Raw genomic sequence first — 25,501 nt, 5'->3', positions numbered from 1 at the left:
CCGGCAGGTCGGGCGGCGACGCCTCGGCACGCGCCGCGGCGCGCTTCCGGCCGGCTCGCTTTCCCCCGGCTCACAGTTCGTCGCCGGCGCCGAGGCCCGTGAGGGCGCCGACCGGGTCGGGGTCGGGGGTGCCTCGCGGCCACCAGTCGTCCCGGCCCGGTTCGGACTCGTAGGCGTACCAGAGGGCGTCGCGGCCCAGACGGAGCTGGACGTGGCCGCCCGGGTGGGTGAGGCGGTTGCGCCAGGGGCGGAAGGCGGGCAGGTCCGCGGCGAGCAGGAGCGGGCGGGCGCGGTCGAAGCGGCCGGCCGGTGGGTCCCAGGGTTCCTCCAGTACGGCCAGGCCGTCGAGGCCGCCCTGCCGCCAGGCGGCGACGGCCCGGGCGAGCTCCGCCGGGGTACGGCCGACGGCGGCGGCCAGTGAGGAGTACAGGGCGCGTGTGCCGGCGGTGAGGCCGGAACCGGGGCGGCCCGCCGCGAGCCGCACGGCGTCCTGCCACAGCGTCAGCTCCGCCACCGGGTCACGGCCGGTGACGAGGAACGCGTGGGCGCGGGCGGCGGCGTCGGTGGCCAGCTGGTCCAGCGCGAACGGGTCGGGGCCGCCCGGGGCAGCGGGGTGGACCGGGGGCTGCTCGGGGTGCGCTGGGGCGGGCAACGGACGGGGAAGCGGCGGCAGTTCGCGCTGCCGGGCCAGGGCGTCGGTGGCCCGCACGCCGGGCAGTGGGGCCGGTTCCCGCTCCTGGGCGGCGCGGGCCGCGCGGGTGGCGTTGCGGCGGGAGAGGGCGTCGAGCAGTGCGCGTTCGCCCCGGCCGCGCAGCAGGAGCAGGACGAAGGGGTCGGCGTCGAGCAGGCGGGCGGTCTGGTAGCAGAGGGCGGCGGCGTGCTTGCAGGGGTGGCCGCGGTCGGGGCAGCTGCAGTGCGGTTCGAGGTCACCGGGGCCGGGCAGCAGCGGGACCGTGCCCTCCGCCAGCGCATGGGGCATCTCCTTGTCGAGCAGCGCGGCGATGTGGCCGGGGCGGTCGGCGGCGGCGTCCAGGAATCGCTCCCAGTCCGCGTCGTCCAGCGTGCGCAGCCGCACCTGCACACGGTACGGCCGGGGGCGACTGCCACGGACGTACGCCAGGACCAGGCCGGGGGTCACCGTGATGGCGTCCACATGACCCTGCTGGGCGTAACCCCGGCCTCTGGCCAGCCGCTTGACGTCCAGCGCGCCTCTCTCCAACGCGCTGATCCAGGCGTTGCCCCACCAGCTCTCGGCGAAGGGCGCGTCGTCGTCCGAGGGGCGGGGCGGGAAGGCGGGAAAGGTACGACGCAGGTCACCGTCACGCCGCGGGGACGCCATGGAGCGGGGGACGTGGGGGGTGGCGGCGGGGGATGCGGAGCCCTCCGAGGGCATGGAGGGGGATGCGGGGTGGGGGGTGGTGGTCCCGTAGGGGGTGGAAGGGGACGTGGGAGGCGTGGCAGGGGACGCCGGGTGCGAGGTGGTGTCTCCGGGGGGTGCGTCCTGGGGTGGCGCGGGGGGCGTCGTGGGCTGTGAGTCGTCGGGTGCGGCGGGGTGTTCGTGCGTCGGGTCGGCCGATGGCGGCGACTGGAAGGCGTTGCCGAGCAACTCACCCAGTTCACGCGGGCGTCGGGATTGAGCAGCCTGGTGGCGTCGCATGGTGGGGCGCGGCGAGGTCGATGCGGTTCGGTACGCCGAACGGGGCGTCGGTTCGACGCCCGTGGTCCCGATGTCCTCCCTCGCCTGCTGCGCCTGGGCCTCCCGCTCACTCCGGGCAGCACGCAACGCGTCGCGCGCGGCATCGGCGGGACGGGTCGAGGGCCGGGCCGTTGCCGAAGTGGGTCCCTCGGGGACGTCGCCGGATGTGTCGGCGGCACCGGCATCGGTCAACTCGCCAGGAGCCGGGTCCGATGCGCCCCTCGACCCCCCGGCCGTCCCGGTGTCCTCGGCGACGTCCCGCCGAGCCGACACCGCCCGCCGCAGCGCGGCCCGAGCGGCGTCGCCGGGCCGGGACCCCTGACTCCCGGAATGGCCTGTTCCGGCAGCGGCGGCCGGCCGCCGGTCACCGGATTGCGGGCTCACGTCCTCCGGACCACCCCGCTCACCCCGCTCACCCCGCTCACCCCGCTCACCCCGCAGACCCTGCCCGTCCGAGGCATCGCCGCGATCACCCACGCCCTCGCACCGGTCCCCCGTACCCCCCGAATCTTCCTCGCGGCTCCCCCGCCCTCGAGCAGCCCGCAGAGCCCGCCGCGCCACATCAGCGGGCCGCTCCCGCGCCGACGTGCCTTCCAACTCGCCCTGCTGCTGCCCGGACCCCCCTGAGCCCAGGGCACCCCGCTGCCGCGACTCCCCCGAGCCCACGACCTCGCCCTGCTGCCCGGGCTCAGCCGAGCCCACGACCTCGCCCCGCTGCCCGGGCTCAGCCGAGCCTTCCGCCTCGCCCCGCTGCCCCAGCTCCCCCGGACCCAAGCCCTCGCCCCGCTGCCCGGGCTCAGCCGAGCCTTCCGCCTCGCCGCGCTGCCCCAGCTCCCCCGGACCCAAGCCCTCGCCCCGCTGCCGCGACTCCCCCGAGCCCACGACCTCGCCCCGCTGCCCCAGCTCCCCCGAGCCCAAGCCCTCGCCCCGCTGCCCCAGCTCCCCCGAGCCCACGACCTCGCCCCGCTGCCCCAGCTCCCCCGAGCCCACGACCTCGCCCCGCTGCCCCAGCTCCCCCGGACCCAAGCCCTCGCCCCGCTGCCGCGACTCCCCCGAGCGCTCAGTCGCACCCGACGCCCCCGCCCTTGCCTCGCCCGACTCCCGGACCGCATCGGGACCTTCACCCTCATCCCACGCCCAAGACCGCCCCCTCTCCCCCGTCATGACATCCTCCGCAGCGACACGAGGTCGGCGAGTTCGCGGTCCGTCAGCTCGGTGAGGGCCGCCTCGCCGGAGCCGAGGATCGCGTCGGCCAGGGCGCGCTTGGACTGGAGCATCTCGGCGATGCGGTCCTCCACGGTGCCCTCGGTGATGAGGCGGTGGACCTGGACGGGCTGGGTCTGGCCGATGCGGTAGGCGCGGTCGGTGGCCTGTTCCTCGACCGCCGGGTTCCACCAGCGGTCGAAGTGGACGACGTGGCCCGCGCGGGTGAGGTTCAGGCCGGTGCCGGCGGCCTTGAGGGACAGGACCAGCACCGGTGTGGCGCCGCCCTGGAAGCGGTCCACCATCCGTTCGCGCTCCGGCACCGGCGTGCCGCCGTGCAACAGGTCCACCGGGACGGCCCGTGCGGACAGGTGGGACGTGATCAGGCGGGCCATGCCGACGTACTGCGTGAAGACCAGCGCCGAGCCGTCCTCCGAGAGGAGCGTGTCCAGCAGTTCGTCCAGCAGGGCGAGTTTGCCCGAGCGTGCGGCGAGCCGGTCACCGGCGTACGGGCCGGTCTCCTCCTTCAGGTACAGCGCCGGATGGTCGCAGACCTGCTTCAGCGAGGTCAGCAGCTTGAGCACCAGGCCGCGGCGCGCCATGCCCTCGGCCGTCTCGATGGCCAGCAGGGACTCCCGCACCACCGCCTCGTACAGCGCGGCCTGTTCACGGGTGAGCGGCACCGGGTGGTCGGTCTCCGTCTTGGGCGGCAGCTCGGGGACGATACCGGGGTCGGACTTCTTGCGGCGCAGCAGGAACGGCCGGACGAGGCGCGCGAGCCGGGTCACCGCCTCCTCGTCCTCTCCGGTCTCCACCGCGCGTGCGTGCCGGGCGCGGAAGGACTTCAGCGGGCCGAGCAGGCCGGGCGTCGTCCAGTCCAGCAGCGCCCACAGCTCGGAGAGGTTGTTCTCGACGGGGGTGCCGGTCAGGGCGACGCGCGCGGGCGTCGGGATGGTACGCAGGGCCTTCGCCGTCGCGGAGTACGGGTTCTTGACGTGCTGCGCCTCGTCGGCGACGACCATGCCCCACTTCTGCCGGGCCAGCGTCGCCGCCGCCGACCGCATGGTGCCGTACGTGGTGAGGACGAAGCCGCCGTCGAGGTCGTCCAGGGTGCGTTCCGTGCCGTGGTACCGGCGCACGGGGACGCCGGGGGCGAAGCGCTCGATCTCCCGCTGCCAGTTGCCGAGCAGCGACGCCGGGCAGACGACCAGAGTCGGTTCGGTGCGGGCCCGTTTGAGGTGGAGGGCGATGACGGTGACCGTCTTGCCGAGTCCCATGTCGTCGGCGAGGCAGCCGCCGAGGCCGAGGGAGGTCATCAGGTCGAGCCAGGCCAGGCCCCGGAGCTGGTAGTCGCGGAGGGTGGCGCACAGGCCGGCGGGCGGTTCGGCCGGCCTCACCCCGGCGGTGAGGCGGTCGCGAAGCGCCGCGAGCGCGCCGACGGGAACCGCCTCGACCTGCTCGCCGTCGACCTCCGCGGTGCCGGTGAGCGCGACGGACAGCGCGTCCACAGGGTCGAGCAGGCCCAGTTCCCGTTTGCGGGCCTTGCGCACGAGCGCCGGGTCGACCAGGACCCACTGGTCGCGCAGCCGTACGACGGGGCGGTGGGCCTCGGCGAGCGCGTCCATCTCCGCCTCGCTGAGCGGCTCGCCGCCGAGGGCCAGCTGCCAGCGGAACTGGAGCAGTTCCTCGCTCTCGAAGAAGCCGGTGCCGTCGGTGGCCGAGCCCGGCGCCGGGCGTACGACCGCCGCCGCCGTCAGGTCCCGTGCCAGGTCGCGGGGCCAGTGCACGGCGACGCCCGCCGCGGCGAGCCGGGAGGCCGCCGCACCCAGCAGGTCGGCGAGCTCCGGCTCGGACAGGGGGAGCACGTCGGGCACGTCCTGCTCGGCGAGCCGGTCCAGCGGCGCCCACACGCGCGCCGCGCGCCGGACCGCGAGGGCGGCGTCCACGCGCGCGCGGGGACCGAAGTCGCCGTCCGCGTCCCCCGCCCACAGCGCCGCCGCGTCCACGACGAGCGTCGGGTCGGGGAGGCTGTGCACCTGGACGATCGCCGCGCCCGCCCGGCGCACCCGGTCGCTGTCCTCCCCCGCGTCGAACAGGTCGTGCGCCGCCAGGTCCAGGCGCAGCGAGATCCGCACGCCCGCGTCCATCCCGGCGGCGACCTCGGCGGCCCATTCGTGGGCGGCGGGCAGGGGCTGGGGCGCGCGGGCCGCGAACGGCCTGCCGCAGGCGTGCTCGGCGGCGGGGGTGCGCGGCAGGGTGTCCGCGACCGCGTCGAGGAAGGCCCGCATCAGCGCCTCCGGCTCGGGCAGCCGCAGCGGTCCCGGGCCGGGCAGCGGCACCGCGTGCCCCTCGTACGGCAGCGCCGCGGCCACGGCGCGCAGGTGGGCGATGTCCTCGGGGTCGAGGGGGCCGGCCCGCCAGGCGTCGTGCCCGGTGGGGGTCAGTCCGGGGAGGAGACGGCCACGGGCCGTGAGTCGCAGCGCGTGCAGGGCAACCGCGCCCCAGCACGCCGCGGCGGGGTGGGCGGCCGGATCGTGCCGGGCCCGGACCAGCGACGGCAGCGCCTCGGCGACCGGCAGGGTCAGCGCCGGGATCTCCTTGCGGCGGACCCCGGCCCCATGGGGTCGTACGACGGTCAGCCGCGTGAGCGTGAGGCCGGGCGCCGTCGACGTGTCCTCGCCGTCCGGGTCCCAGAAGGCCACCCGCCCCTCCCGGGGCACCGGCGCGGGCAGGAAGACAGCCGCCAGCCGCACGGGCACGGATCCACCCATACGTCCTGCCACCTCCCGCCCGCACATCGGATCAGTCGTCTTCGACTCTACGGGCGGGGTCTGACAATCGGCCCTCACAGCCGGGATCGGCCATGACAGCGGGCAGAACAGGATCAGCGTGAAGGAGGCAGCCGGAATCGGACGAGCACGATCGCTCAGGGAGTCAGGCGCGAGACGACGTACACCATCGGATACGTCGGATTGCCCGTGTTCACCACGATGTCCTGCGTCGGTTTGGGGTTCTTCTGCACGTGCACCAGGCCGAAGTGCGCGCCGGGACGGGCGCCGGGGCCCGAGAACCTCCAGCCCGTGACGTGCCGGTCGCGCGCGCCGATGGTGATGGCGCCCTTCGTGAGGTCACCCCGGGTGACGCCGACGTCGGCGAGGAAGGCGTCCAGCCCCGCGTGCGTGGTCTGGAACTGCACGTAGAGCCGGCTGGTCTTCCAGTTGTTCGTCTCGTACCAGGCGACCTTGTTGGCCGGATGCGGTATCGGCACCTGGTACAGCCTCCGCTGCACCTTGGAGGGCCAGCCCACGGTCAGCCCCCGCGCCGAGTACTTCTCCTCCTTGTCCTTGCCGCTGGCGCGGCTCTGGTTGGCGGAGATCACGAGGTATCCGGCGGGGATGCCGATGAGCAGGACGATGATGAGCAGGGTGAGCGCCCGGCGGCGGATCACATGGCGGCGGTCCTCGCCCGGCGCCGGCGGCTCGTCGTTGGGGCCGGGCTGCTGCGGCAGGGCACTCGTCACAGCGACTCCTGACTTCGGCGGGCCTGCGCGTACCGCTCGTAGCGTTCGTGCCGCTCGACCCGGCGCCGTTTCGCGCGCCGGAAGCGGCGGGCGACCAGCCGGGCGAGGTCGGCGGCGCCGACCATGCCGGCCTCGGGGCCGAGCTGGGCACGCACGATCCGGGCCTCGGGGCGGTAGCCGCGGCCGGTGAGGTGCCGCTTGAAGGCGTCCCGGGCGGGGCCGATGAGCAGGTCGTCGGCGGCCGAGACCCCGCCGCCGATCACGAAGCAGGACGGGTCGAGGGCGGCGGCCAGGTTGGCGATGCCGACGCCGAGCCACTGGCCGATGTCCTGGAGCAGCTCGATGCACATCGCGTCGCCCTCGCGGGCCAGCTCGGTGATCATCGGGCCGGTGATGTCGCCGACGCTGCCCTTGACGTGCTCGATGATCCCGTACGCCACCGGCGAGTCGGCGGCGGCCAGCTCGCGGGCCTCCCGCACCAGCGCGTTGCCGGAGCTGTACTGCTCCCAGCAGCCGCGGTTGCCGCACGGGCAGCGGTGGCCGCCGGGCACGACCTGCATGTGACCGAACTCGCCGGCGACGCCGAACTTGCCGCGCTTGACCTGGCCGTCCTCCAGGATCGCGCCGCCGATGCCGGTACCGAGCGTGATCATGACGAGGTGGTCCTCGCCGCGGCCGGCGCCGAAGCGCCACTCGGCCCAGGCGGCGGTGTTGGCGTCGTTGTCCACCAGGACGGGGACCGCGAGGCGGCCGGCGATGCGGTCGCGCAGCGGCTCGTTGCGCCAGGACAGGTGCGGGGCGAACAGGACGCGGTTGCGGTCGGCGTCGACCCAGCCGGCCGCGCCGATGCCGACCGCGTGCACGTCGTGCCGGTCGGACAGGTCCAGGACCAGCTCGACGATGGTGTCCTCGACGACCTTGGGGCTCTTGGACTTGTCCGGGGTCTCCGTGCGGAGCCGCTCCAGAATGTTGCCGTCGGCGTCCACGACGCCCGCCATCACCTTGGTGCCGCCGATGTCGATGCCGACGGTGGGCACGCGCGGCGCGGTCAGATGGGAACGGCGTTCCCGCGTGCCGACGGTGCGCAGCGCTGTCGCGCGCCGTGAGCCGATGGGGGCGTTGAAGGTGCCGTAGGTGCTCATCGCCGCCGATTCTGCCTCACGAGGGTGCGGAGTGCCGAACCGCCGGGTTCCGGTTCGTCGCCGGGTGCGACGCCGCGGGCCTCGTCGCGCGGTGCCCCGCGTCCCTCAGCGGCGTTGCAGCTCGTGGCGCAGATCCGCGAGGTCACTGCCGCCCGCCATCTGCTCGGTGAGCTCGTCCAGAGTGATCTCGTCGCGCGTGTGTCGGCCCACCGTCGTCCCTCGGCGCAGCAGTACGAACCTGTCTCCCACCAGGTACGCGTGATGCGGGTTGTGCGTGATGAAGACAACGCCCAGGCCCTCGTCCCGGGCGGCCGCCACGTACCTCAGCACCACACCCGACTGCTTGACGCCCAGCGCCGCCGTCGGCTCGTCCAGGACGAGGACCTTGGCGCCGAAGTGAACGGCGCGGGCGATGGCCACGCACTGGCGCTCGCCGCCGGAGAGGGTGCCGATGGGCTGGTCGACGTCGCGCAGGTCGATGCCCATGCGCAGGAGTTCAGAGCGGGTGGTGCGGCGCATGAGGTCGACGTCCATGCGCTTGAAGGGGCCGACGCCCTTGCGGGGCTCGGAGCCGAGGAAGAAGTTGCGCCAGACCGGCATCAGCGGGACGACGGCCAGGTCCTGGTAGACGGTCGCGACACCGCGGTCCAGGGCCTCGCGCGGGGAGCCGAAGCGGGTCTCCTCGCCGTCGACGCGCAGGGTGCCGCCGTCGTGCTGGTGCAGCCCGGCGATGATCTTGATGAGGGTCGACTTGCCGGCGCCGTTGTCGCCCAGCACGCAGGTGATCTCCCCGGCGTGCACCTCCAGGGAGACCCCTTCGAGGGCGCGGACATTGCCGTAGTTCTTGCTGACGCCGGACAGCTCCACGAGTGCCGTGCGTCCCACCGCTTCAGTCACTTGGTCGCCTCCGCGCGCTTGCGGACCCAGACGTTGAGCAGGGTCGCGAGGAGCAGCATCGCCCCGAGGAAGAACTTGAACCAGTCGGGGTTCCACTCGGCGAAGACGATGCCCTTGCTGGTCATGCCGAAGAGGAACGCGCCGACCGCCGAGCCGACCGCGCTGCCGTAGCCGCCGGTGATCAGGCAGCCGCCGATGACGGCGGCGATGATGTAGATCAGCTCGTTGCCGACGCCCTCGCCGGACTGGACGACGTCGTAGCTGAAGAGCAGGTGCTGGCCGGCGATCCAGGCGCCGAAGGCCACTCCCATGTAGAGGCCGATCTTGGTCCGGGTGACCGGGACGCCGACCGCGCGGGCCGCGTCCTCGTTGCCGCCGACCGCGAAGATCCAGTTGCCGGCGCGGGTGCGCAGCAGGATCCAGCTGGCGAGGGCGACCAGTGCGAACCACCACAGGATCGTGATTTTGAAGTCGACGCCGCCGAGGGTCAGCGTGGAGGCGAACACGTCGCGGGCGGTGGGGAAGCCCTCCATGTCGGCGATGGTCTTGGTGGAGACCGTGCCGGAGATCAGCTTGGTGAAGCCGAGGTTCATGCCGGTGAGCATCAGGAAGGTGCCGAGCGTGACGATGAAGCTCGGCAGCTTCGTACGGGTGATCATGAAGCCGTTGAAGGCGCCGACGGCGAGGGTGACGAGCAGGGAGACGGCGACGCCGACCCAGACGTTCGCCGTCATCTGGTAGCTGAACATCGACGAGACCAACGCGGACGACGTCACCATGACGCCCGCGGACAGGTCGAACTCGCCGCCGATCATCAGCAGCGCGACCGGCACCGCCATGATGCCGATCGTGGAGGACGCGTAGAGGACCGTGCTCAGGCTCGCCGTCTTCAGGAAGCTGTCGGCGGCGAGGGCGAAGAAGAGGAAGACGGCGGCGGCGCCGACGACCGAGCCCAGTTCCGGGCGGCCGAGCAGCCTGCGCAGCGGGGAGCTGTGCAGAATCCTTTCGTCAGTGATCGCGGTCATCGGGTGCCCCGCTCGGTGTACTCCGCCAGGGCGCCCGCCTGGTCCTTGGTGATGATCTGCGGGCCGGTGAGCACGGGCTTGCCGCCGCCGAGCACGTCGGCGTTGTACTTGTACAGCCACAGCAGGTCGACGGCCTCGTAGCCCTGGAGGTAGGGCTGCTGGTCGACGGCAAAGCCGAGGGTGCCGTCCTTCAGCCCGGCGGCCACCTTGGCGTTCAGGTCGAAGGTGTCGATCTCGGCGTCGCTGCCGGCGCTCTCCTTGGCCTTGACGGCCGTGTCCGCGTACGGGGCGCCGAGGGTGACGACGGCGTCGACCGAGCTGTCGGACTGGAGCCTGGCCTCGACGGCGGACTGCACGTCGGGCATGTTGGTGCCGGTGACGTAGAGGTTCTGCACGGTGCCGTCGAAGGTCTCCTTCAGGCCGGCGCAGCGCTGCTCGTGGCCGACGTTGCCCTGCTCGTGCAGGATGCAGAGCGCCTTCTTCTTCCCGCGCCTGTTGAGTTCCTCCCCGACGGCCTGGCCGGCGATCGTCTCGTCCTGGCCGATGTGGGTGAGCGCGCCGAATTCCCGGGACTCGGCGGAGCCCGAGTTCACCGTGACCACCGGGATGCCCGCCTCGACCGCGCGGGCGACGGCGGCCTTCATCGCGTCGGGCTTGGCGAGGGTGACGATGATGCCGTCGACCTTCTTGTCGACGGCCGCGTCCACCAGCTGCGCCTGCTGCTGGGCCTCGTCGTCGTGCGAGTACAGGAAGTTGATGTTGTCCTTGACGGCGGCCTGCTCCGCGCCGCTCTGGACGATGTCCCAGAAGGTGTCGCCGTCGCCCGAGTGGGTGATCATGGCGAAGGTCCAGCGGGGGGTGTTCACCGCCGCCTTCCCCTGCGCGGCCGCGGCCTTGCGGGCGTCCTCGGCGCGCTTGCCGCCGGTGCTGCTGCACCCCGCGAGGGACGCGCACAGCGCCCCTGCCACCGCGATGCCTGTCCAGGTCCGAAACCCGGTCCAAAACCGTGCCACGAGGCCGTGCCCTTCTTGCTGTGTTCTCCGGTACGCGGGGGCCGGCCGTCACGCCGACCCAAACGCCCCAGTATCGAACACAGGGATCATCCGGCTCACGACCGGGGAGCGCGACCCGGTCGCATTGTCCGGACATTGCGACGAAGCACCCGGCACGGCGGCGCGCCTCTCAGGGCCGCACGAGCAGCTGGAACTCGAAGGAGTAGCGGGCCGGGCGGTAGGTGTGCGTGCCGTACTCGACCGCGCGGCCGGTGTCGTCGAACGTCGTGCGCTGCATGGTCAGCAGCGGGGCGCCCTCGCTCTCGCCGAGCCGCTCGGCCTCGGCGGCGGTGGCGGCGCGGGCGCCGATGGACTGCCGGGCGCTGTGGAGGGTGATGCCGGCGGCCCGCATCAGCCGGTACAGGCCGGTGGCCTCCAGTTGATCGGTGTCCAGCTCGATCAGGCCGGTGGGCAGGAAGTTGCACAGGTACGCCATCGGCTCCCCGTGCGCCAGGCGCAGCCGTTCGACGCGGTGCACCTCGCCGGCCTCGGCGACGCCGAGCGCGGCCGCGACCTCGGCGGACGCCGGGACGACGGTGTTGACCAGGACCTTCGTGGCCGGACGTTGCCCGGCCGCCTCGAGGTCGTCATAGAGGCTGCTCAGTTCCAGGGGCCGCTTGACCTGGCTGTGCACGACCTGCGTGCCGACGCCACGGCGGCGCACCAGCAGGCCCTTGTCGACCAGGGACTGGATGGCCTGGCGGACCGTGGGGCGGGACAGGCCCAGCCGGCCGGCGAGCTCGATCTCGTTGCCCAACAGGCTGCCGGGCGTGAGCGCGCCGTGCTCGATGGCGGCCTCCAGCTTCTGGGACAGCTGGAAGTACAGCGGAACGGGCGAGCTGCGGTCCACGCTCAGGTCGAGCCGCACGGTCGGGTCCACGTCTGATTTCGGCACGCGCCCGAGCGTAGCTCCGTGACGGGTTGACGGGAAGTCGTGAAGTCCGATTGTCCGGACATAAGCATTGACAGTGCGGTGGGTCGGACTCCACTTTGTTCTCATGCGCATCGGGGTCATCGGGACGGGCCGCATCGGCACCATTCATGCGAATACGCTCAGCCGTCACCGTGACGTGGGCTCCCTCATCCTCACGGACGCGGACCCCGCGCGGGCGCAGGAGCTGGCGCACCGGCTCGGGGAGACGGCCGCGCCGGGCATGGACGAGATCTTCCGCTGGGGCGTGGACGCGGTGGTGATCACGACGGCGACCGCGGCCCACGCGGAACTGATCGGCCGGGCGGCCCGCTCCGGACTGCCGGTGTTCTGCGAGAAGCCCATCGCGCTCGACCTGCCCGGTTCCCTGCACGCGATCGCCGAGGTCGAGACGGCCGGCACGATCCTGCAGATGGGCTTCCAGCGCCGCTTCGACGCGGGGTACAAGGGCGCCCGCGAGGCGGTCCGCTCCGGGCGGCTCGGCCGGCTGCACACCGTGCGGGCGACGAGCTCCGACCAGGTGCCGCCGCCGGCGACGTACCTTTCGCTGTCCGGCGGGCTGTACCGGGACACGCTGATCCACGACTTCGACATCCTGCGCTGGGTGACCGGGCACGAGGTGACGGAGGTGTACGCCGCCGGCTCCGACGCCGGTCCCGCGATGTTCCGCGAGGCCGGGGACGTCGACACCGCGGCCGCCCTCCTCACCCTCGACGACGGCACCCTCGCGACGGCCACCGCGACGCGGCTGAACGGCGCGGGCTACGACGTGCGGATGGAACTGGCCGGGGAGCTGGACCAGATCGTGGTCGGGCTGGACGACCGGACGCCGATCGCGTCCACCGAACCGACCGGGCCGCCGGCCGCGAGCAAGCCGTGGACCACCTTCCTGGAGCGGTTCGGGCCCTCCTACGAGGCCGAGCTGAACGCCTTCGTGGAGGTGGTGCGGGGTGAGCGGGCCAACCCCTGCGACGGGCGCGAGGCGTTGCAGGCCCTGCGGATCGCCGAGGCCTGCGAGCTCTCCCGCCGGGAGCACCGACCCGTCCGGCTCGCGGAGCTGCCGGGCGGGGCGGAGCCGGTGCTGCGGTAGCGCTTCGCCGGGCTCCTGTGCGTCGCCGTGCGCGGGTGCGTCGTGGCTGGTCACGCGGTTCCCGGCGCCCTTTGGGCCTCGGTGCGCCGGCGCGCTACCAGCGCATCGGCAGACTGCGCATCCCGCGCATCAGCATGCCCGGCAAGTAGGGGCCCGGCGGGCCCTCCAACGCCAGGTCCGGGGCGCGCTCCAGGAGGGTCCTCAGTGCGATGCGGGCTTCGAGGCGGGCCAGGGGTGCCCCCAGGCAGTAGTGGATGCCGTGCCCGAACGCGAGGTGGGGGCGGGGGTCGCGGCGTATGTCGAAGCGGTGCGGGTCCCGGTAGCGGGCCTCGTCGTGGTCGGCCGCGGTGAGGCCGACCAGCACGGTCTCGCCCTTCTCCACGGGCACGCCCGCGATCTCCAGGGGCTCGGCCGCGTACCGGAACGTCGCCGTCTCCACCGGACCCTCGTAGCGCAGCATCTCCTCGATCGCGCCGTCGAGCAGACCCATGTCGGCGCGCAGCGCGGCGAGCTGGCCGGGATGGGTGAGCAGGGCGTACACGCCGTTGGTGAGCAGGTTGACGGTCGTCTCGTGGCCGGCGATCAGCAGGATGTACGCCATGCCGCGCAGCTCCGTGGGGGAGAGCCGGTCGCCGTCCTCGGCGGTGGTGCGGATCAGGTCGCTGAGCAGGTCGTCGGCCGGTCCGGCGCAGCGCTTGTCCTCGATCAGCTCGGTGAGGTACTCGCCGAGGGCCACGACGGCCTCGTACTCCCGGTCGCCGTCGGTGGGCGCGACCACCTCCGTCGACATCGCGCGGAACGCGGCCCGGTCCAGCTCGGGCACGCCCAGCAGTTCGCAGATCACGGTGATCGGCAGCGGGTACGAGAACGACTCCACGAGGTCGGCGCGGCCGTGCGGGAGCATCGTGTCGAGCAGTTCGCCGGTGATCTGCTGGATCCTGGGTCGCAGCGCCGCCACCCGGCGGGCGGTGAACGCGCGTGAGACCAGGCCGCGCAGCCGTGTGTGCTGCGGCGGGTCGGCGGCCAGCAGGTACTGACCGATCAGCTCCTCGTCGAGGAAGGTCATGCCGATCCCGGCGCCGTCCTTGGACAGCCGCGGGTCGGCGAGCGCGGCGCGCGCCTCCTCGTACCCCACCACGAGCCAGGCCACGCGATGCGCCTCGTGCCCCGGCAGCCTCACCCGGTGCACCGGCCCGCGGGCGCGCAGCTGCGCGTACACCGGGTGCGGGTCGGTCAGGAAGTCAGCGCCGTACTCCCCCAGGTCGACCACGTCCGCCATGTCGCTCCCCCTTCCCGCCCTTCCCCTTCACCGCGACAACGGACGGCCGCGCCGACTCGTGCCGCGGCAGGCAACGTTTGCCCGGCAAGGAGCGGCGTCCGGTGCGTGCTCTCGACGTGCCGGCCGGAAGCCCTCGTACTGGATGTACTTGGGCTTCCGGCCGGTGCGGCGAGAGGGCGTGCCGGGCGTCGGGACGGGGTGAACGTTGCCTGTCGCGGCACTCTAGTGCCCGTCCCCTTCCAGCAGACCCGCGTCGTACGCCAACAGGGCGATCTGCACGCGGTTGTTGAGGTCGAGCTTGGCGAGGATGCGGGAGACATGGGTCTTGACGGTGGCCACGCTCATGAACAGCTCCGTCGCGATCTCGGCGTTGGACAGGCCCCGGCCGACCGTGACGGCGACCTCGCGTTCGCGTTCGTTGAGGGCGGCGACGCGCTCCCGCGCGCGGGCGCGCCGGGTGTCGGCGGCGCCGCCGGCCGCGTGCTCCATCAACTGGCGGGTGACGGCGGGCGACAGCACCGGGTCACCGGCGGCGACGCGGCGCACGGCGTCGACGATCTCGGCGGGCGGGGTGTCCTTCAGCACGAATCCGGCGGCTCCCGCGCGCAGCGCCCGCAGCACCTGGTCGTCGGCGTGGAAGGTGGTCAGGACGACGACCTGCGGGCCGTCCGGGCGGGCGCGCAGCCGTTCCGTGGCGGTGAGGCCGTCGACCGTCGGCATCCGGATGTCCATCAGGACGACGTCCGGTCGGGTGCGGTCGACGAGCGCCTCGACCTCCCCGCCGTCGGCGGCCTCGCCGACGATCCGGATGTCGTCGGCGCCGCCCATCATGAAGGACAGCCCGGCCCGCACCAGGGGGTCGTCGTCGACGAGCAGCACTCTGATCGCAGTCATGGCCCTCACGTAATCACGAGCTTCGTGTCATGACGGTCCCGCCGCCGGGACACCGGCCTGGTCCCCCGGGGTCAGCCCCGCAGCCGGATCCCGTACCGCTCGCGGAGCCGGCCGATCTCCCACCAGGCCACCGCGGTGACCGACGCCGGGCCGCCGAGCAGCGCGAGGAGCTGGACCAGCGGCGGACCGGGCGGCGTCCCGCCCGCGGCCAGGCTGAGAGCGGCGAACTCCCACACCAGGACGCCGGTGAGCAGCGCGGGCAGCGCGGCGTGCACCTCGGCGGCGTTGAAGCCGCTGCGGATCGCGGGGCCGGTGGCGAAGCCCAGGAAGAACAGCAGCCACACCATCGGCAGGGCCAGGGCCGGCGTCAGCACCGTGCTGTACCAGGGGTCCTGCGCGGCCGTCGAGCCCCGGTCGGCCAGGGTGATGCCCACCAGGCACAGCGGCACCGTCGTCACGGCGCCGACGTACCACAGGGCCGTCCGCCCGGCTGCGCGCACCCGCGCCCGCATCTCGGCCCTGGTCTGCGGCGACGCCACCCGGAACAGCAGCGCGATCACCACGGGGGCGCTGACCAGCAGCAGGGGCGGGGTGGCGGCCAGCCGCAGCATGTACTGCTGCTGTGCCTCACCGAAGTCCTCCGGCTTGCCGTACACGAGGAGCAGCAGCACGGACATCGCCGCCGCGGTCCAGGCGCGCGCCTTCTGCACGCGCCACACCTGGGGGTCGTCGAAGCGACGGTGGGCGTTCACCGGGAAGAGCCGGTGGGCCCGCAGGCGCGCCGAACGGGCGAACGAGTAGCAGAGCAGCAGCGGTGGAATCACGAACCAGGTGCACGGGAAGAGCACCAGCACCCACACACAGCCGTGGATGCGCGGCCGTCCGGCCCGCAACAGGTCGCGCAGCGGCGGCCATTCGGCGCCGCGCAGTCCTGTGATCAGCGACCAGAGGGAGTCGTTGCGCGACGGCGGGTACGGCTGCCAGGGGTACGGCTGCGGCGGGAAGCCCGGCGGGTGGGGCCGGTGGGGCGCGTACGGATGGTTCGGCGGCGGGTACGGCCCGGGGTTCGTGGGCGGGGGAACGTACGGTCCGGTGTGCGGCGGCGGTGCGTACGGCCCCTGGTTAGGGGGCGGGACGTAGGGTCCCTGGTTGGGCGGTGGTGCGTACGGTCCCTGACTGGGGGGCGGCGGCTGAGGTCCGCCGTTGGGTGGCCAGTGCGGCTGGTACGGATCGGGTCCCCCGAAACTCACTGTGCTCTTCCCTCCCGGCACGCGCGCCACTGACGGCCGCACCGATGTCGGCCCGTCGTCTCGCCCGACTCAACTGCCGTCTCTCGGCAGCGACATGGGAGGATACGTGATCGGTCACGGGCCGTGCGCGCCCCACGGCAGCCAGGCCCGCACCTCGAAGCCGCCGTCCTCGCATGCCCCGTGCTCCAGCCGTCCCCCGGCCAGCGTGGCGCGCTCGGTCAGGCCGATCAGGCCCTGCCCGGAGCCCGGGACGTGCGGGACGTCGCCCTCGGCCGCGGGGTTGCGCACCAGAATCGTCAGGCCCTCGCCCGGCGTGCCCGTCACCGACACCGTGACCTCGCTGCCGGGGGCGTGCTTGCGGGCGTTGGTCAGGCACTCCTGGACGATGCGGTAGGCGGTGCGGCCGGCAGCGGCGGGGACGGCGGCCGGGTCGGTGACCCGCAGGTCGAGGGCCACCTCGGTGCCGGCCTCGCGCGACGCGGCGACCAGCGCGTCGAGGGCGGCGAGCGAGGGCTGGGGGCGGCCGGCGTCGTCGGGCTCTCCCGCCCGCAGCACCCCGATGATCTCCCGCAGGTCCTGGAGCGCCTCGTGCGCGCTCTCCCGGATGACACCGGCCGCCCGCGCCATCTCCTCGCGGGGCGCGTCGGGCCGGAACTCCAACGCGCCGGCGTGCACGCTCAGCAGCGTCAGCCGGTGCGCCAGCACGTCGTGCATCTCGCGGGCCATCGCCTCGCGCGCGAGTCGCTGTGCCCGCTCGGCGCGCAGATGCGCCTCCCTCTCGGCGCGCCGGGCGCGATCGCGCAGACTGAACATCAGCCGGCGGTGGGAGCGTACGAGCAGGCCCCAGCCGATGACGCAGACGCTGAGCAGCGCGGTGAACGCGACGGCCACCACATAGGGCATCTCGGGTTCGGGGCGCAGCCAGAAAAAGACCGGGATCAGGGCGAGGGAGATGCCGCCGATCCAGGCCACGTGGCGGAAGGGCCGGTGCACCGCGAGCGTGAAGAAGGCGACCAGGCCGGCGCCGCCCGCGGTGTTGGAGACGAGGCCGACGGGGAGCATCGCGACCGCGAGCCCGACCGGCCACCGGCGGCGCAGCCACACCGCCGCGCAGGACAGGGCGCCGAGCCACTGGTCGACGACCAGGAGGGCGGGCGGGGTGTTCTCGGGGGTCATGGAGTCCGCGGCCAGCAGGCCGACGACGGCGGCCAGGTGGAAGCAGGAGAAGTCGACGATCCAGTCGCGCGCGGTGCGCCGGGGCCGTCGGCCGGGCCGTCCGGTGTCCGGGTCGAGCGCGTGGACCAGCGCGGACGGCAGGAGCCACCGGCGCCCCTCGAACGCCGCTGCCGCCGGTATCGCCCTGTCGTCTGTCACGGTCGACAAATCTACGCAGGGCGGGACCGGTGCCACCTCCCCGAACGGGGGATCGCCGACCGAAGTCGCGCCGCCCGCTACTTTCGGCGCGGCGGCGGAGCGGGATCACCGACTTCGGTGGGGCCGGCCTCGCCCCGCGGCCGATGTCCGTGGGGGGTCCGCGGGGCGAGAGTCATGTCCATGAAGCAGTTGCTGGAGTTGCTCGGGTTCATCGCCCTGGTGCAGGGCGCGATGGGTCTGGTGCACGAGTTCACCGACTGGCACATCGGGCTCGTGCAGCGCATCGGTGTCCTCGACGGGTACGAGATCTACGCGAGCGTCGCCCTCGTCGTGCTGGCGTTCGCCCTGTTCGCCGCGGCAGAGAGCCGCAGGTCCGGGTGAACCCGGTGGTCCGGCGGCCGCTCAGCAGCCGTCGTCGATCAGGTCGTCGGCGGCACCGTCTCGGCCGCCGCCGCATGACGGGAGTTGACGAAGCAAACCCCACGTGCGACTCCCGTCGGACTACGCGTTGTCGGGCAGTTCGTAGGTGCCGTACTCGGGACGCCCCGCCAGGTCGTACGTCTGGATCGACACGCCCGCCGAGGTGATCCGGCCGCCGGTGTGGCGGAAGGCCGTCGGGACGGTGCCCTCGGCGAACAGGCGGCGGCCGGCGCCCAGGACGACCGGGAAGGTCAGCAGATGCACGGTGTCGATGAGGCCGAGGTCGAACAGGGACCGCGCCAGGGCGCCGCTGCCGTGCACCTGCAGCTCGCCGTCGGTGTCCTCCTTCAGGGCGGTGACCTCCTTGGCGAGGTCGCCGCCGATGACGGTGGTGCCGGACCAGCGGGGGTCGGTGAGGGAGGCAGAGGCGACGTACTTCGGCAGGGTGTTCAGCCGCGAGGCGACCGGGTCGTCGGCGTCGGTCACCTTCGGCCAGTACGAGGCGAAGATCTCGTACGTGCGGCGGCCGAGGAGGAAGGCGCCGACGCGCTGGAAGACCTCGTCGATGAACCGCCCGAAGTCCTCGTCGCCGTACGGAACGCTCCAGCCGCCGTGCTCGAAGCCGTCGCGGGTGTCCTCCTGGCGGCCGCCCGGGGCCTGGTAGACGCCGTCGAGGGTGACGAAGCTGGTGAGGACGAGCTTGCCCATGGCGGGTGCCTTCTTCCTGGATGACCCTTGCGGGGTGGGGTCTGCTTTCATCAGGTCAGACCCCACCGGCACCCGCAACTCATCGCTGGGCGGCGGAGAGACTCATCCGGAGTGCGTCGAGAACAGTCCGCCCGTCGGGCCCTGCTTGTCGCCGCCCTGCGCCTTCTTCAAGGCGTTCGCCAGGCCCTCGATCGTCATGGACTGCAGGATGACCCTGCCGCTGCCCTCCAGGGTGGCCAGGGACAGGCCCTCGCCGCCGAACACCGCGTTCATCAGACCCTGCCGGTTGAGGCCGCCCACGCGCTGGACGCCGTACTGGATGCCCTCCTCGAAGGCGACCACGCAACCGGTGTCGACCTCGATGCGGCCGCCGAAGTCGGCCGGGTCGAGGTCGATGAAGTTGCCGGCGCCCGCGATGATCACCGTGCCGCGGCCGGTGAACTTCTCCAGGACGAAGCCCTCGCCGCCCTTCATGCCGGTCCGCCCGCCCTGGAAGGCGATGCCGAACTCGACGGTGGACTCGGCGGCCACGAAGGCGTCCTTCTCCGCGAACCACGCGCGCGTGCCGTCGAGTTCCAGGGCACGCATCTCACCGGGCAGGACGCCCGCGAAGCCGACGGTGCCCTCGCCGCCCTGCGCGGTGAAGTACTGGAACGCCAGCGACTCGCCCGCCAGCGCCCGCTGGCCGACCTGCATGGCGGTCCCCACCGCCTGACGCAGCAGGCCGCCCATGCCCGCCGCCGCGGCGCCCGAGGCACCGCCCTGCGCCGAGCCGCCGCCCGACGGGCCGGACAGCCGGGTCTCCATGGTCACGTTCGCCGTCTTGAACAGGAACTTCCCCGCCTCGCAGTACACGGTCTGGCCCGGGCGCAGGGTGACGACCGCCATCTGCATGGCGTTGCCGACGATCTCTTGCTGAAGTGTCACGTGAGGAGAACGCGGGAGACGAGGCCGCGAGTTCCGGGCGTGCGACCTCGGTGTCCGCTCGCCGCCGGCAACCTCGTGGGGGCGCTCGCTGGAATGGGCGTATGACTTCTCAAGCGACGCACACCGTGACCACTCCGGCGCCCTTGGAGGGCAAGGTCGCCCTGGTGACCGGCGGCAGCCGCGGCATCGGTGCGGCGACCGCGCTGCGGCTGGCGCGGGAGGGCGCCGACGTGGCCGTGACGTTCGTGAACGGCAAGGAGGCCGCCGAGGACGTGGCCGGGGCCGTCCGGGCAATGGGGCGCCGGGCGGTGGCCCTGCGGGCGGACGGCGCCGACCCGAACGAGGCGGCGGGTGCCGTGCGGCGCACGGCCGAGGCCCTCGGTGGGCTCGACGTGCTGGTGAACAACGCGGCCGTCGGCGTGCTCGGGCCGTTGGAGAGCCTCTCGCTCGCCGACGTGGACCGGGTGCTCGCGGTGAACGTCCGGGGCGTCTTCCTGGCCTGTCAGGCGGCCGCCGCGATCATGCCGGAGGGCGGCCGGATCGTCACCGTCGGCAGCTGCATGACCCAGCGGGTGCCGGGGCCCGGGGGCACCCTCTACGCGACCAGCAAGGCGGCGCTGACCGGGCTGACCAAGGCGCTGGCGCGGGAGCTGGGCGGGCGCGGGATCACCGCGAACGTCGTGCATCCCGGGCCGATCGACACCGACATGAACCCGGCCGACGGACCGTTCGCGGCCGGTCAGGCGGCGATGACCGCGCTCGGCCGGTTCGGGGCGGCGGAGGAGGTGGCGTCGACGGTCGCCCACCTCGCCGGTGCCTCGTACGTCACCGGCGCCGAGTTCTCGGTCGACGGGGGGCACGCGGCGTGAGCCACGCGGGGCGCACCGGTGCTGTCCGGGCCGGGGCGCCCCGCGCGTCGCCACGGGCGTCGACCGCCCGGGTTCCTGGTGTGCGTCAGCCGCCGAGCTCCTGGTGGCGTGCCGCCAGGCGCGTCGCGCCCTCCTCGGTCAAGGAGCCGAACAGGCGCAGGCGGGAGATGCCGCCGTCCGGGAAGATGTCCACGCGCGCGTGCGTGCCGACGGCGGGGGCCGGGAGCACGAAACGGTGGTTGGTGTCGGGCTGGAGGCGGGTGCGGGGCAGGATCTCGGTCCACTCGCCGTCCTCGCCGTCCCGTACGGACACCGACGCCCAGCCCGCGCTGTTGCCCTTGAGGCAGGCGGTGTCGATCTCGATCGCGCGGATCCGGGACTGGGCCACCAGCCGGTAACGGATCCAGTCGTGTCCGCGGTCGCGGCGGCGGCGGGTCTCCCAGCCGTCGTCCATCTTGCGGGAACGGCCCGGCTGGATGGTGTGGGTGGCCGGCGAGTAGAAGCGGTCGGAGGCGTCCTCGACCCGGCCGCCGTTCTCCAGGGCGACGACGTCGAAGGTGCCCACCGCGGACAGCCACTCGGGGTCGGGTGCCACCTCGCCGTGCACGCGCAGGCGCGCTATGCCGCCGTCCGGGTGCTGGTTGACCCGCAGGTGCGTGAAGCGCTGTTCGGCCGAGACGGCGAAGCCGTTCGCCGCGTGGCCGCCGACCGGCGTGCGCGGGACCAGGGTCGTCCACTTCACGTCGTCGCGGAGCAGTTCGTCCGGCGACGGGGAGCCGGCGACGGACGCGCCCTCGATGGACACGGACTGCGGGTAGTTGCCGCGGAAGTGGGCGGTGTCGACGACGATCCCGCGGATCACGCCGGGCGCGCCGAGGCGGATCAGCGCCCAGTCGTGGTCCTCGGCGGTGGGCCAGGGGTGCTCGGCGGACGCGCCCCGGCGGCGCCGGGTCTCCCAGCCGTCCATGATCTTGCCCTTGTGCCCGAAGTGCTCGGGGTCGAACTCGGCGCGCTCGGGCACCAGCAGGTTCTCGCGCTCGGCGAAGAACTCGTCGTTGGCGGCGACGACTCCGGCGCCCAGCCGACGGTCGGCGAGGTCGGCGTACTGGGTGAAGGGGAAGTCGGCGGTGCGGTAGTCCGCGTACGGGTCGCCGCCTCCGTAGGGGTGCGCGTCGCCGGTGAAACTCGGTGTCGCCGTCACGGTGATCTGGTCTGCCTTTCGGACGTCGGGATTCAGAGGGTGCGGGTGAGCAGTCGCCCCTTCGGGTCGGTGAACTCGCCGTCTGCCACGATGCGTTCGCCGCGCAGCCAGGTGGACTTCACGACCCCGCTGAGGGTGCGCCCGGCGTACGCCGTGACGCGGTTGCGGTGCTGGAGGGCGACCGGGTCCACGGTGAACGTCTCGTCGGGCGCGAGGACGGCGAAGTCGGCGTCCCGGCCGGCCTCGATGGCGCCCTTGTGGCCGAGCCCGACGAGTTCCGCGGTCCGCGTGGACATCCAGCGGACGACGTCCTCCAGGGTGTGGCCCCGCTTGCGGGCCTCGGTCCACACCGCCGGCAGGCTCAGCTGGAGGCCGGAGATGCCGCCCCAGGCGGTGGCGAAGTCGTTCGTCTTGAGGTCGGCCGTCGACGGGGAGTGGTCGGTGACCACGCAGTCGATCGTGCCGTCGGCCAGCGCCCGCCACAGCAGGTCCTGGTTGGCGGCCTCGCGGATGGGCGGGCAGCACTTGAACTCGCCGGCCCCGTCCGGAACCTCCTCGGCGGTCAGGGTGAGGTAGTGCGGGCACGTCTCGACGGTGACGCGCACACCCTCCGCGCGGGCGGCGGCGATCAGCGGCAGCGCGTCGCCGGAGGACAGGTGCAGCACGTGCACGCGCGCGTGGAGGCGTCTCGCCCGGGCGATCAGGGTGGCGATCGCGGTGTCCTCGGCGTCGCGCGGACGGCTGGCGAGGAAGTGGGCGTACTTGGGGCCACCCTGCTGCGGGGCGGCGGCGAGGCGGTGCGGATCCTCGGCGTGCACGATCAGCAGGCCGCCGAACCCGGCGATCTCGGCCATGGACCGGGCAAGCTGTTCCTGGTCGAGGTGCGGGAACTCGTCCACGCCGGAAGGGGACAGGAACGCCTTGAAGCCGAAGACCCCGGCTTCGTGCAGCGGGCGCAGGTCCTTGACGTTGCCGGGGAGCGCGCCGCCCCAGAAGCCGACGTCGATGTGCGCCTTGTCCCGGGCCACCTCCTGCTTGGTGCGCAGGTTCTCGACGGTGGTGGTCGGCGGCAGCGAGTTGAGCGGCATGTCGACGAGGGTGGTGATGCCGCCGGCCGCCGCGGCGCGCGTGGCGGTCCAGAAGCCCTCCCACTCGGTGCGGCCGGGGTCGTTGACGTGCACGTGGGTGTCGACCAGGCCGGGCAGCAGGACGTGCTCGCCGACGTCCTCCAGCCGGGCGCCCCCGACCGGGGTGTCGTACGGCAGGACGGCGGTGATCCTCCCGTCGGCGACCGCGACGGACGCCGGGCGCGTCCCCCCGGGCGTGATGACACGCGTCGAGCGCAGCACCAGTTCAGCGTCGGACACCCGGACCCCTCTCTGCCGCCGTCCCGGCTCCCGAGACCTCCGGGAAACGGGAGGTACTTCCACGCCACGGAATTCAACGTTCTGTTGAAGAAGTCTTCACTCCCGTTCGCACACCGTCAAGAGGCACACTTCTCCACAGTGCACCCGCGACGCCCCATCTGGACGTTTCCACAAAGCGGAATGAGAATTCCAGCAGGCAGAACGTAGCTATGCACAAACGGGGAGTCAACCGGCCGCCGGGTAGGCTTCTGCCCTCCCGTCAGTCCCGAAAGGAACGCGCCGTGCCGACGTCCAGCGCCAGCACCACCGACTCCGCCAAGTCCGCCAACGGCGGTGGCGTCCAGTCCCTCGAGCGCGCCTTCGACCTGCTGGAGCGGATGGCGGACGCGGGCGGCGAGGTCGGCCTGAGCGAGCTCTCCGCGAGCAGCGGGCTGCCACTGCCGACCATCCACCGCCTGATGCGCACCCTCGTCGCGTGCGGGTACGTCCGTCAGCAGCCCAACCGGCGCTACGCGCTCGGCCCGCGCCTGATCCGGCTCGGCGAGTCCGCCTCGCGGCTGCTCGGCACGTGGGCCCGCCCCTACCTGGCCCGACTGGTCGAGGAGACCGGCGAGACGGCCAACATGGCGCTGCTCGACGGAGACGAGATCGTCTACGTCGCCCAGGTGCCGTCCAAGCACTCGATGCGCATGTTCACCGAGGTGGGCCGGCGGGTCCTGCCGCACTCCACCGGCGTGGGCAAGGCGCTGCTCGCGAGCTTCCCGGACGAGGAGGTGCGCGCCCTGCTGGCGCGCACCGGCATGCCCGCCGCGACGGAGAAGACGATCACCACACCGGACGGCTTCCTCGCCGCGCTCGACGAGGTCCGCAGCATGGGCTACGCCGTCGACGACAACGAGCAGGAAATCGGCGTGCGCTGCCTGGCGGTCTCGGTGCCCGACTACCCCACCGCCGCCGCGATCTCCATCTCGGGCCCGGCGGGCCGGGTGACGGAGACCGCAACGGAGCGGATCGTGCCGGTGCTCCAGCAGATCGCCGCCGAGCTGTCCGAGGCCCTGGCCAGCCAGAACCTGGCGTGACGAGCCCGCCCCGGCGACCCGGCCGGAAGCACCGGCCGCCGAGCCTGACGGCCGGCCACTGACCCGCGCCGCCGCCGGGAAGCGCCCGGGCGTGCCTCCCCGCGGCGAGGGCCTGTCGTTCGGATCAGGTCGCAGGGCGCCGACGGTGCTGATCGATGCCGGTGAGCGGGTTCCGGTGCGTGCGGCTGCAGGGCGGAGGAGGGAGTCGACGCGAAGCGGCGGCGACCGACGACAACGCGGCAGCGGCGCGTGCCGGACCCCGCGTCCGCGGCGTGATCCGAACGACAGGCCCTAGCCGTGACGTCGTGGCGGGTCGCCGAACAGTTCCACCGCGTCCCGCACCTGCGACAGGCCCCGCGACAGCGCGCTCACCGAGCCGATCGCCCCCGCGATCAGCAGCAGCGAGCGGCGCAGGCGGGGGATCTCGGGCGTGCCGTCGGCGGTCATCGCGGCGAGCGCCGCGAGTTCCTCCTCGGCGACGGCACGGTCGGGGAAGTCCGCGGGATGCGCGGCGAGTTCACGGCGCAGTCGGGACACGGCGGTCCGCAGTTCCGCCACCTTCGGATCCTCGCCGCTGCCGGTCACTGGCCTCTGCCCCAAGCTCCGCAACACAGCTCTCCCCCCTGGCACACCGTTGTGCACAGCCCCACCCTGCTCCCCGCCCGCCCCATCGCGCCGGTCGTGCGCCGGGGACGCGGGCCAGTAAACGCCACCGGATGCCGATCCGCCACCACGGGGACCGAAATTCAGTCCCCGGGCGCCGTCCGGCCCGCGCGGGGGTCAGGTATGCAGGACCCATGACGGATCAGAACCAAGCACCGGTCGCCGCGCTGCTGCTCGCCGCGGGCGGCGGGCGCCGGCTCGGCGGCCGGCCCAAGGCGCTGCTCGAACACCGGGGCCGCCCACTGGTCGAACACGCCGTCGCGGTGCTGCGCGCGGCCGGCTGCACGCGCGTGCACGTCGTGCTGGGGGCGCGCGCCGACGCCGTACGGGACCGGGCGGAGCTGCCCGGCTGTGTGCTGGTGGACAACGCCGAGTGGGAGCGGGGCATGGGTTCCTCGCTGCGCGCGGGGCTGGACTCGCTCGCCGGGACGGGGGTGCGGGCCGCACTGGTGTCGCTCGTCGACCAGCCCGGCATCGGACCGGAGGCGGTCGCCCGCGTCCTGGCCGCCTACACGGACGAGTCCTCACTGGTCTCGGCCGCCTACGACGGCGTACGCGGTCATCCGGTGCTCCTCGGCGCCGGGCACTGGGCGGGCATCACGGCGACTGCGACCGGCGACCGGGGGGCACGCGCGTACGTGAAGGAGCACGCGGCCGCGGTCCGTCTCGTGGAGTGCGGCGACGTGGCACGGCCGTACGACATCGACACGGCGGCCGACCTGAGCCACCTTGAGTGAACGGGGTGGCACCGAGCGCCACCCTGCCTCGACCCGGAGAGTCTCGACATCAACAAACCATTGAAGTTCCATGATAAGGAAACTAATATCCACTGCCCAGAGGCACCCGACCGTACAGCGGGTGTGGAATCTCCCCTGCGTGCCGACCGGCACCGGTGCCACCGCTGAAGGAAGTGA

At 73.2% G+C, this 25,501-nt stretch carries 23 protein-coding genes; 6 read left to right on the top strand and 17 right to left on the bottom strand.

All coding sequences use genetic code 11. The features are described from left to right. Positions 1–70: 70 nt before the first annotated feature. Positions 71–1,981 (bottom strand): SWIM zinc finger family protein, encoded by a 1,911-nt coding sequence (locus IPT68_RS29890; RefSeq protein WP_228040632.1) that lies wholly within the window; start codon positions 1,979–1,981, stop codon positions 71–73. Positions 1,982–2,026: 45 nt separating this feature from the next. On the opposite strand from IPT68_RS29890, the gene IPT68_RS34400 reads away from it, so the two are divergent. Next, a complete protein-coding gene (locus tag IPT68_RS34400; RefSeq protein ID WP_228040747.1) occupies positions 2,027–2,323 on the top strand; it encodes a hypothetical protein in 297 nt (98 codons plus the stop codon). A 533-nt stretch (positions 2,324–2,856) separates the two neighbouring features. On the opposite strand, the gene IPT68_RS29885 is transcribed toward IPT68_RS34400, so the two are convergent. From IPT68_RS29885 to IPT68_RS29855, 7 genes are all read right to left on the bottom strand, one after another. Further along, positions 2,857–5,670, bottom strand: coding sequence for a DEAD/DEAH box helicase (locus tag IPT68_RS29885; protein ID WP_373300665.1), 2,814 nt, complete (start codon positions 5,668–5,670; stop codon positions 2,857–2,859). A 155-nt stretch (positions 5,671–5,825) separates the two neighbouring features. Next, the gene (locus IPT68_RS29880) at positions 5,826–6,419 is read right to left on the bottom strand and encodes a sugar kinase (protein ID WP_189699873.1); all 594 of its coding nucleotides are present in this window, start codon (positions 6,417–6,419) and stop codon (positions 5,826–5,828) included. After that, complete coding sequence (locus IPT68_RS29875; protein WP_189699874.1) at positions 6,416–7,561, bottom strand: ROK family glucokinase; 1,146 nt, start codon at positions 7,559–7,561, stop codon at positions 6,416–6,418. Before IPT68_RS29875 ends, IPT68_RS29880 begins: the two co-directional genes overlap by 4 nt. Before the next feature lie 105 nt (positions 7,562–7,666). Then, on the bottom strand, positions 7,667–8,488 hold the full coding sequence (locus tag IPT68_RS29870) for an ATP-binding cassette domain-containing protein (protein ID WP_373300667.1): 822 nt from the start codon (positions 8,486–8,488) through the stop codon (positions 7,667–7,669). Next, positions 8,455–9,483: an ABC transporter permease gene (locus IPT68_RS29865; protein ID WP_189699876.1), complete on the bottom strand. Its 1,029-nt coding sequence runs from the start codon at positions 9,481–9,483 to the stop codon at positions 8,455–8,457. Before IPT68_RS29865 ends, IPT68_RS29870 begins: the two co-directional genes overlap by 34 nt. Further along, positions 9,480–10,496: a sugar ABC transporter substrate-binding protein gene (locus IPT68_RS29860; RefSeq protein ID WP_444545035.1), complete on the bottom strand. Its 1,017-nt coding sequence runs from the start codon at positions 10,494–10,496 to the stop codon at positions 9,480–9,482. The genes IPT68_RS29865 and IPT68_RS29860 overlap by 4 nt, the downstream gene beginning before the upstream one ends. 169 nt (positions 10,497–10,665) lie before the next feature. Then, positions 10,666–11,403, bottom strand: a complete 738-nt coding sequence (locus IPT68_RS29855) for a GntR family transcriptional regulator (RefSeq protein ID WP_189699981.1) — start codon at positions 11,401–11,403, stop codon at positions 10,666–10,668. A 130-nt stretch (positions 11,404–11,533) separates the two neighbouring features. Between IPT68_RS29855 and IPT68_RS29850 the strand changes: the two genes are divergently transcribed. Beyond that, positions 11,534–12,556, top strand: coding sequence for a Gfo/Idh/MocA family protein (locus tag IPT68_RS29850; RefSeq protein WP_189699878.1), 1,023 nt, complete (start codon positions 11,534–11,536; stop codon positions 12,554–12,556). A 94-nt stretch (positions 12,557–12,650) separates the two neighbouring features. Here IPT68_RS29850 and IPT68_RS29845 read toward each other — a convergent pair whose 3' ends face one another. From IPT68_RS29845 to IPT68_RS29830, 4 genes are all read right to left on the bottom strand, one after another. Continuing rightward, the gene (locus tag IPT68_RS29845; protein ID WP_189699879.1) at positions 12,651–13,835 is read right to left on the bottom strand and encodes a cytochrome P450 family protein; all 1,185 of its coding nucleotides are present in this window, start codon (positions 13,833–13,835) and stop codon (positions 12,651–12,653) included. A 222-nt stretch (positions 13,836–14,057) separates the two neighbouring features. Next, a complete protein-coding gene (locus IPT68_RS29840) occupies positions 14,058–14,729 on the bottom strand; it encodes a response regulator transcription factor (RefSeq protein ID WP_194074025.1) in 672 nt (223 codons plus the stop codon). A 71-nt stretch (positions 14,730–14,800) separates the two neighbouring features. Further along, positions 14,801–15,979, bottom strand: coding sequence for a hypothetical protein (locus tag IPT68_RS29835; RefSeq protein ID WP_228040019.1), 1,179 nt, complete (start codon positions 15,977–15,979; stop codon positions 14,801–14,803). Positions 15,980–16,093: 114 nt separating this feature from the next. Next, positions 16,094–17,362 carry a sensor histidine kinase gene (locus IPT68_RS29830; RefSeq protein ID WP_189699881.1) on the bottom strand — a complete coding sequence of 423 codons (1,269 nt, stop codon included), beginning with the start codon at positions 17,360–17,362 and terminating at the stop codon, positions 16,094–16,096. A 171-nt stretch (positions 17,363–17,533) separates the two neighbouring features. Between IPT68_RS29830 and IPT68_RS29825 the strand changes: the two genes are divergently transcribed. Further along, a complete protein-coding gene (locus tag IPT68_RS29825; protein ID WP_189699882.1) occupies positions 17,534–17,734 on the top strand; it encodes a hypothetical protein in 201 nt (66 codons plus the stop codon). 120 nt (positions 17,735–17,854) lie between these two features. Here the strand turns inward: IPT68_RS29825 and IPT68_RS29820 are convergent, their stop codons facing one another. Both IPT68_RS29820 and IPT68_RS29815 read right to left on the bottom strand, forming a co-directional pair. Then, positions 17,855–18,481: a dihydrofolate reductase family protein gene (locus tag IPT68_RS29820; RefSeq protein ID WP_189699883.1), complete on the bottom strand. Its 627-nt coding sequence runs from the start codon at positions 18,479–18,481 to the stop codon at positions 17,855–17,857. A gap of 102 nt (positions 18,482–18,583) precedes the next feature. Further along, on the bottom strand, positions 18,584–19,408 hold the full coding sequence (locus IPT68_RS29815; protein ID WP_189699884.1) for an AIM24 family protein: 825 nt from the start codon (positions 19,406–19,408) through the stop codon (positions 18,584–18,586). Between the two features lie 101 nt (positions 19,409–19,509). Between IPT68_RS29815 and IPT68_RS29810 the strand changes: the two genes are divergently transcribed. Next, positions 19,510–20,277 carry an SDR family oxidoreductase gene (locus IPT68_RS29810; protein ID WP_189699885.1) on the top strand — a complete coding sequence of 256 codons (768 nt, stop codon included), beginning with the start codon at positions 19,510–19,512 and terminating at the stop codon, positions 20,275–20,277. A gap of 85 nt (positions 20,278–20,362) precedes the next feature. On the opposite strand, the gene alc is transcribed toward IPT68_RS29810, so the two are convergent. Both alc and allB read right to left on the bottom strand, forming a co-directional pair. After that, positions 20,363–21,478, bottom strand: a complete 1,116-nt coding sequence (alc, locus tag IPT68_RS29805) for an allantoicase (protein ID WP_189699886.1) — start codon at positions 21,476–21,478, stop codon at positions 20,363–20,365. 32 nt (positions 21,479–21,510) lie between these two features. Beyond that, entirely contained in the window at positions 21,511–22,845 is a 1,335-nt protein-coding gene (gene allB, locus IPT68_RS29800; protein WP_189699887.1) for an allantoinase AllB, read from the bottom strand. A gap of 281 nt (positions 22,846–23,126) precedes the next feature. Between allB and IPT68_RS29795 the strand changes: the two genes are divergently transcribed. Then, complete coding sequence (locus IPT68_RS29795; protein WP_189699888.1) at positions 23,127–23,924, top strand: IclR family transcriptional regulator; 798 nt, start codon at positions 23,127–23,129, stop codon at positions 23,922–23,924. 291 nt (positions 23,925–24,215) lie between these two features. Here the strand turns inward: IPT68_RS29795 and IPT68_RS29790 are convergent, their stop codons facing one another. After that, positions 24,216–24,536 (bottom strand): DUF5955 family protein, encoded by a 321-nt coding sequence (locus IPT68_RS29790; protein WP_189699889.1) that lies wholly within the window; start codon positions 24,534–24,536, stop codon positions 24,216–24,218. A 185-nt stretch (positions 24,537–24,721) separates the two neighbouring features. Between IPT68_RS29790 and IPT68_RS29785 the strand changes: the two genes are divergently transcribed. Beyond that, positions 24,722–25,324, top strand: a complete 603-nt coding sequence (locus IPT68_RS29785; protein WP_189699890.1) for a nucleotidyltransferase family protein — start codon at positions 24,722–24,724, stop codon at positions 25,322–25,324. The last annotated feature ends 177 nt before the right edge of the window (positions 25,325–25,501 follow it).

The organism is Streptomyces chromofuscus, assembly GCF_015160875.1.
Classification (GTDB): Bacteria; Actinomycetota; Actinomycetes; order Streptomycetales; family Streptomycetaceae; genus Streptomyces; species Streptomyces chromofuscus.
Note: the sequence above shows the minus strand (reverse complement) of the source record. Positions and strands in the feature narration are given on the sequence as shown.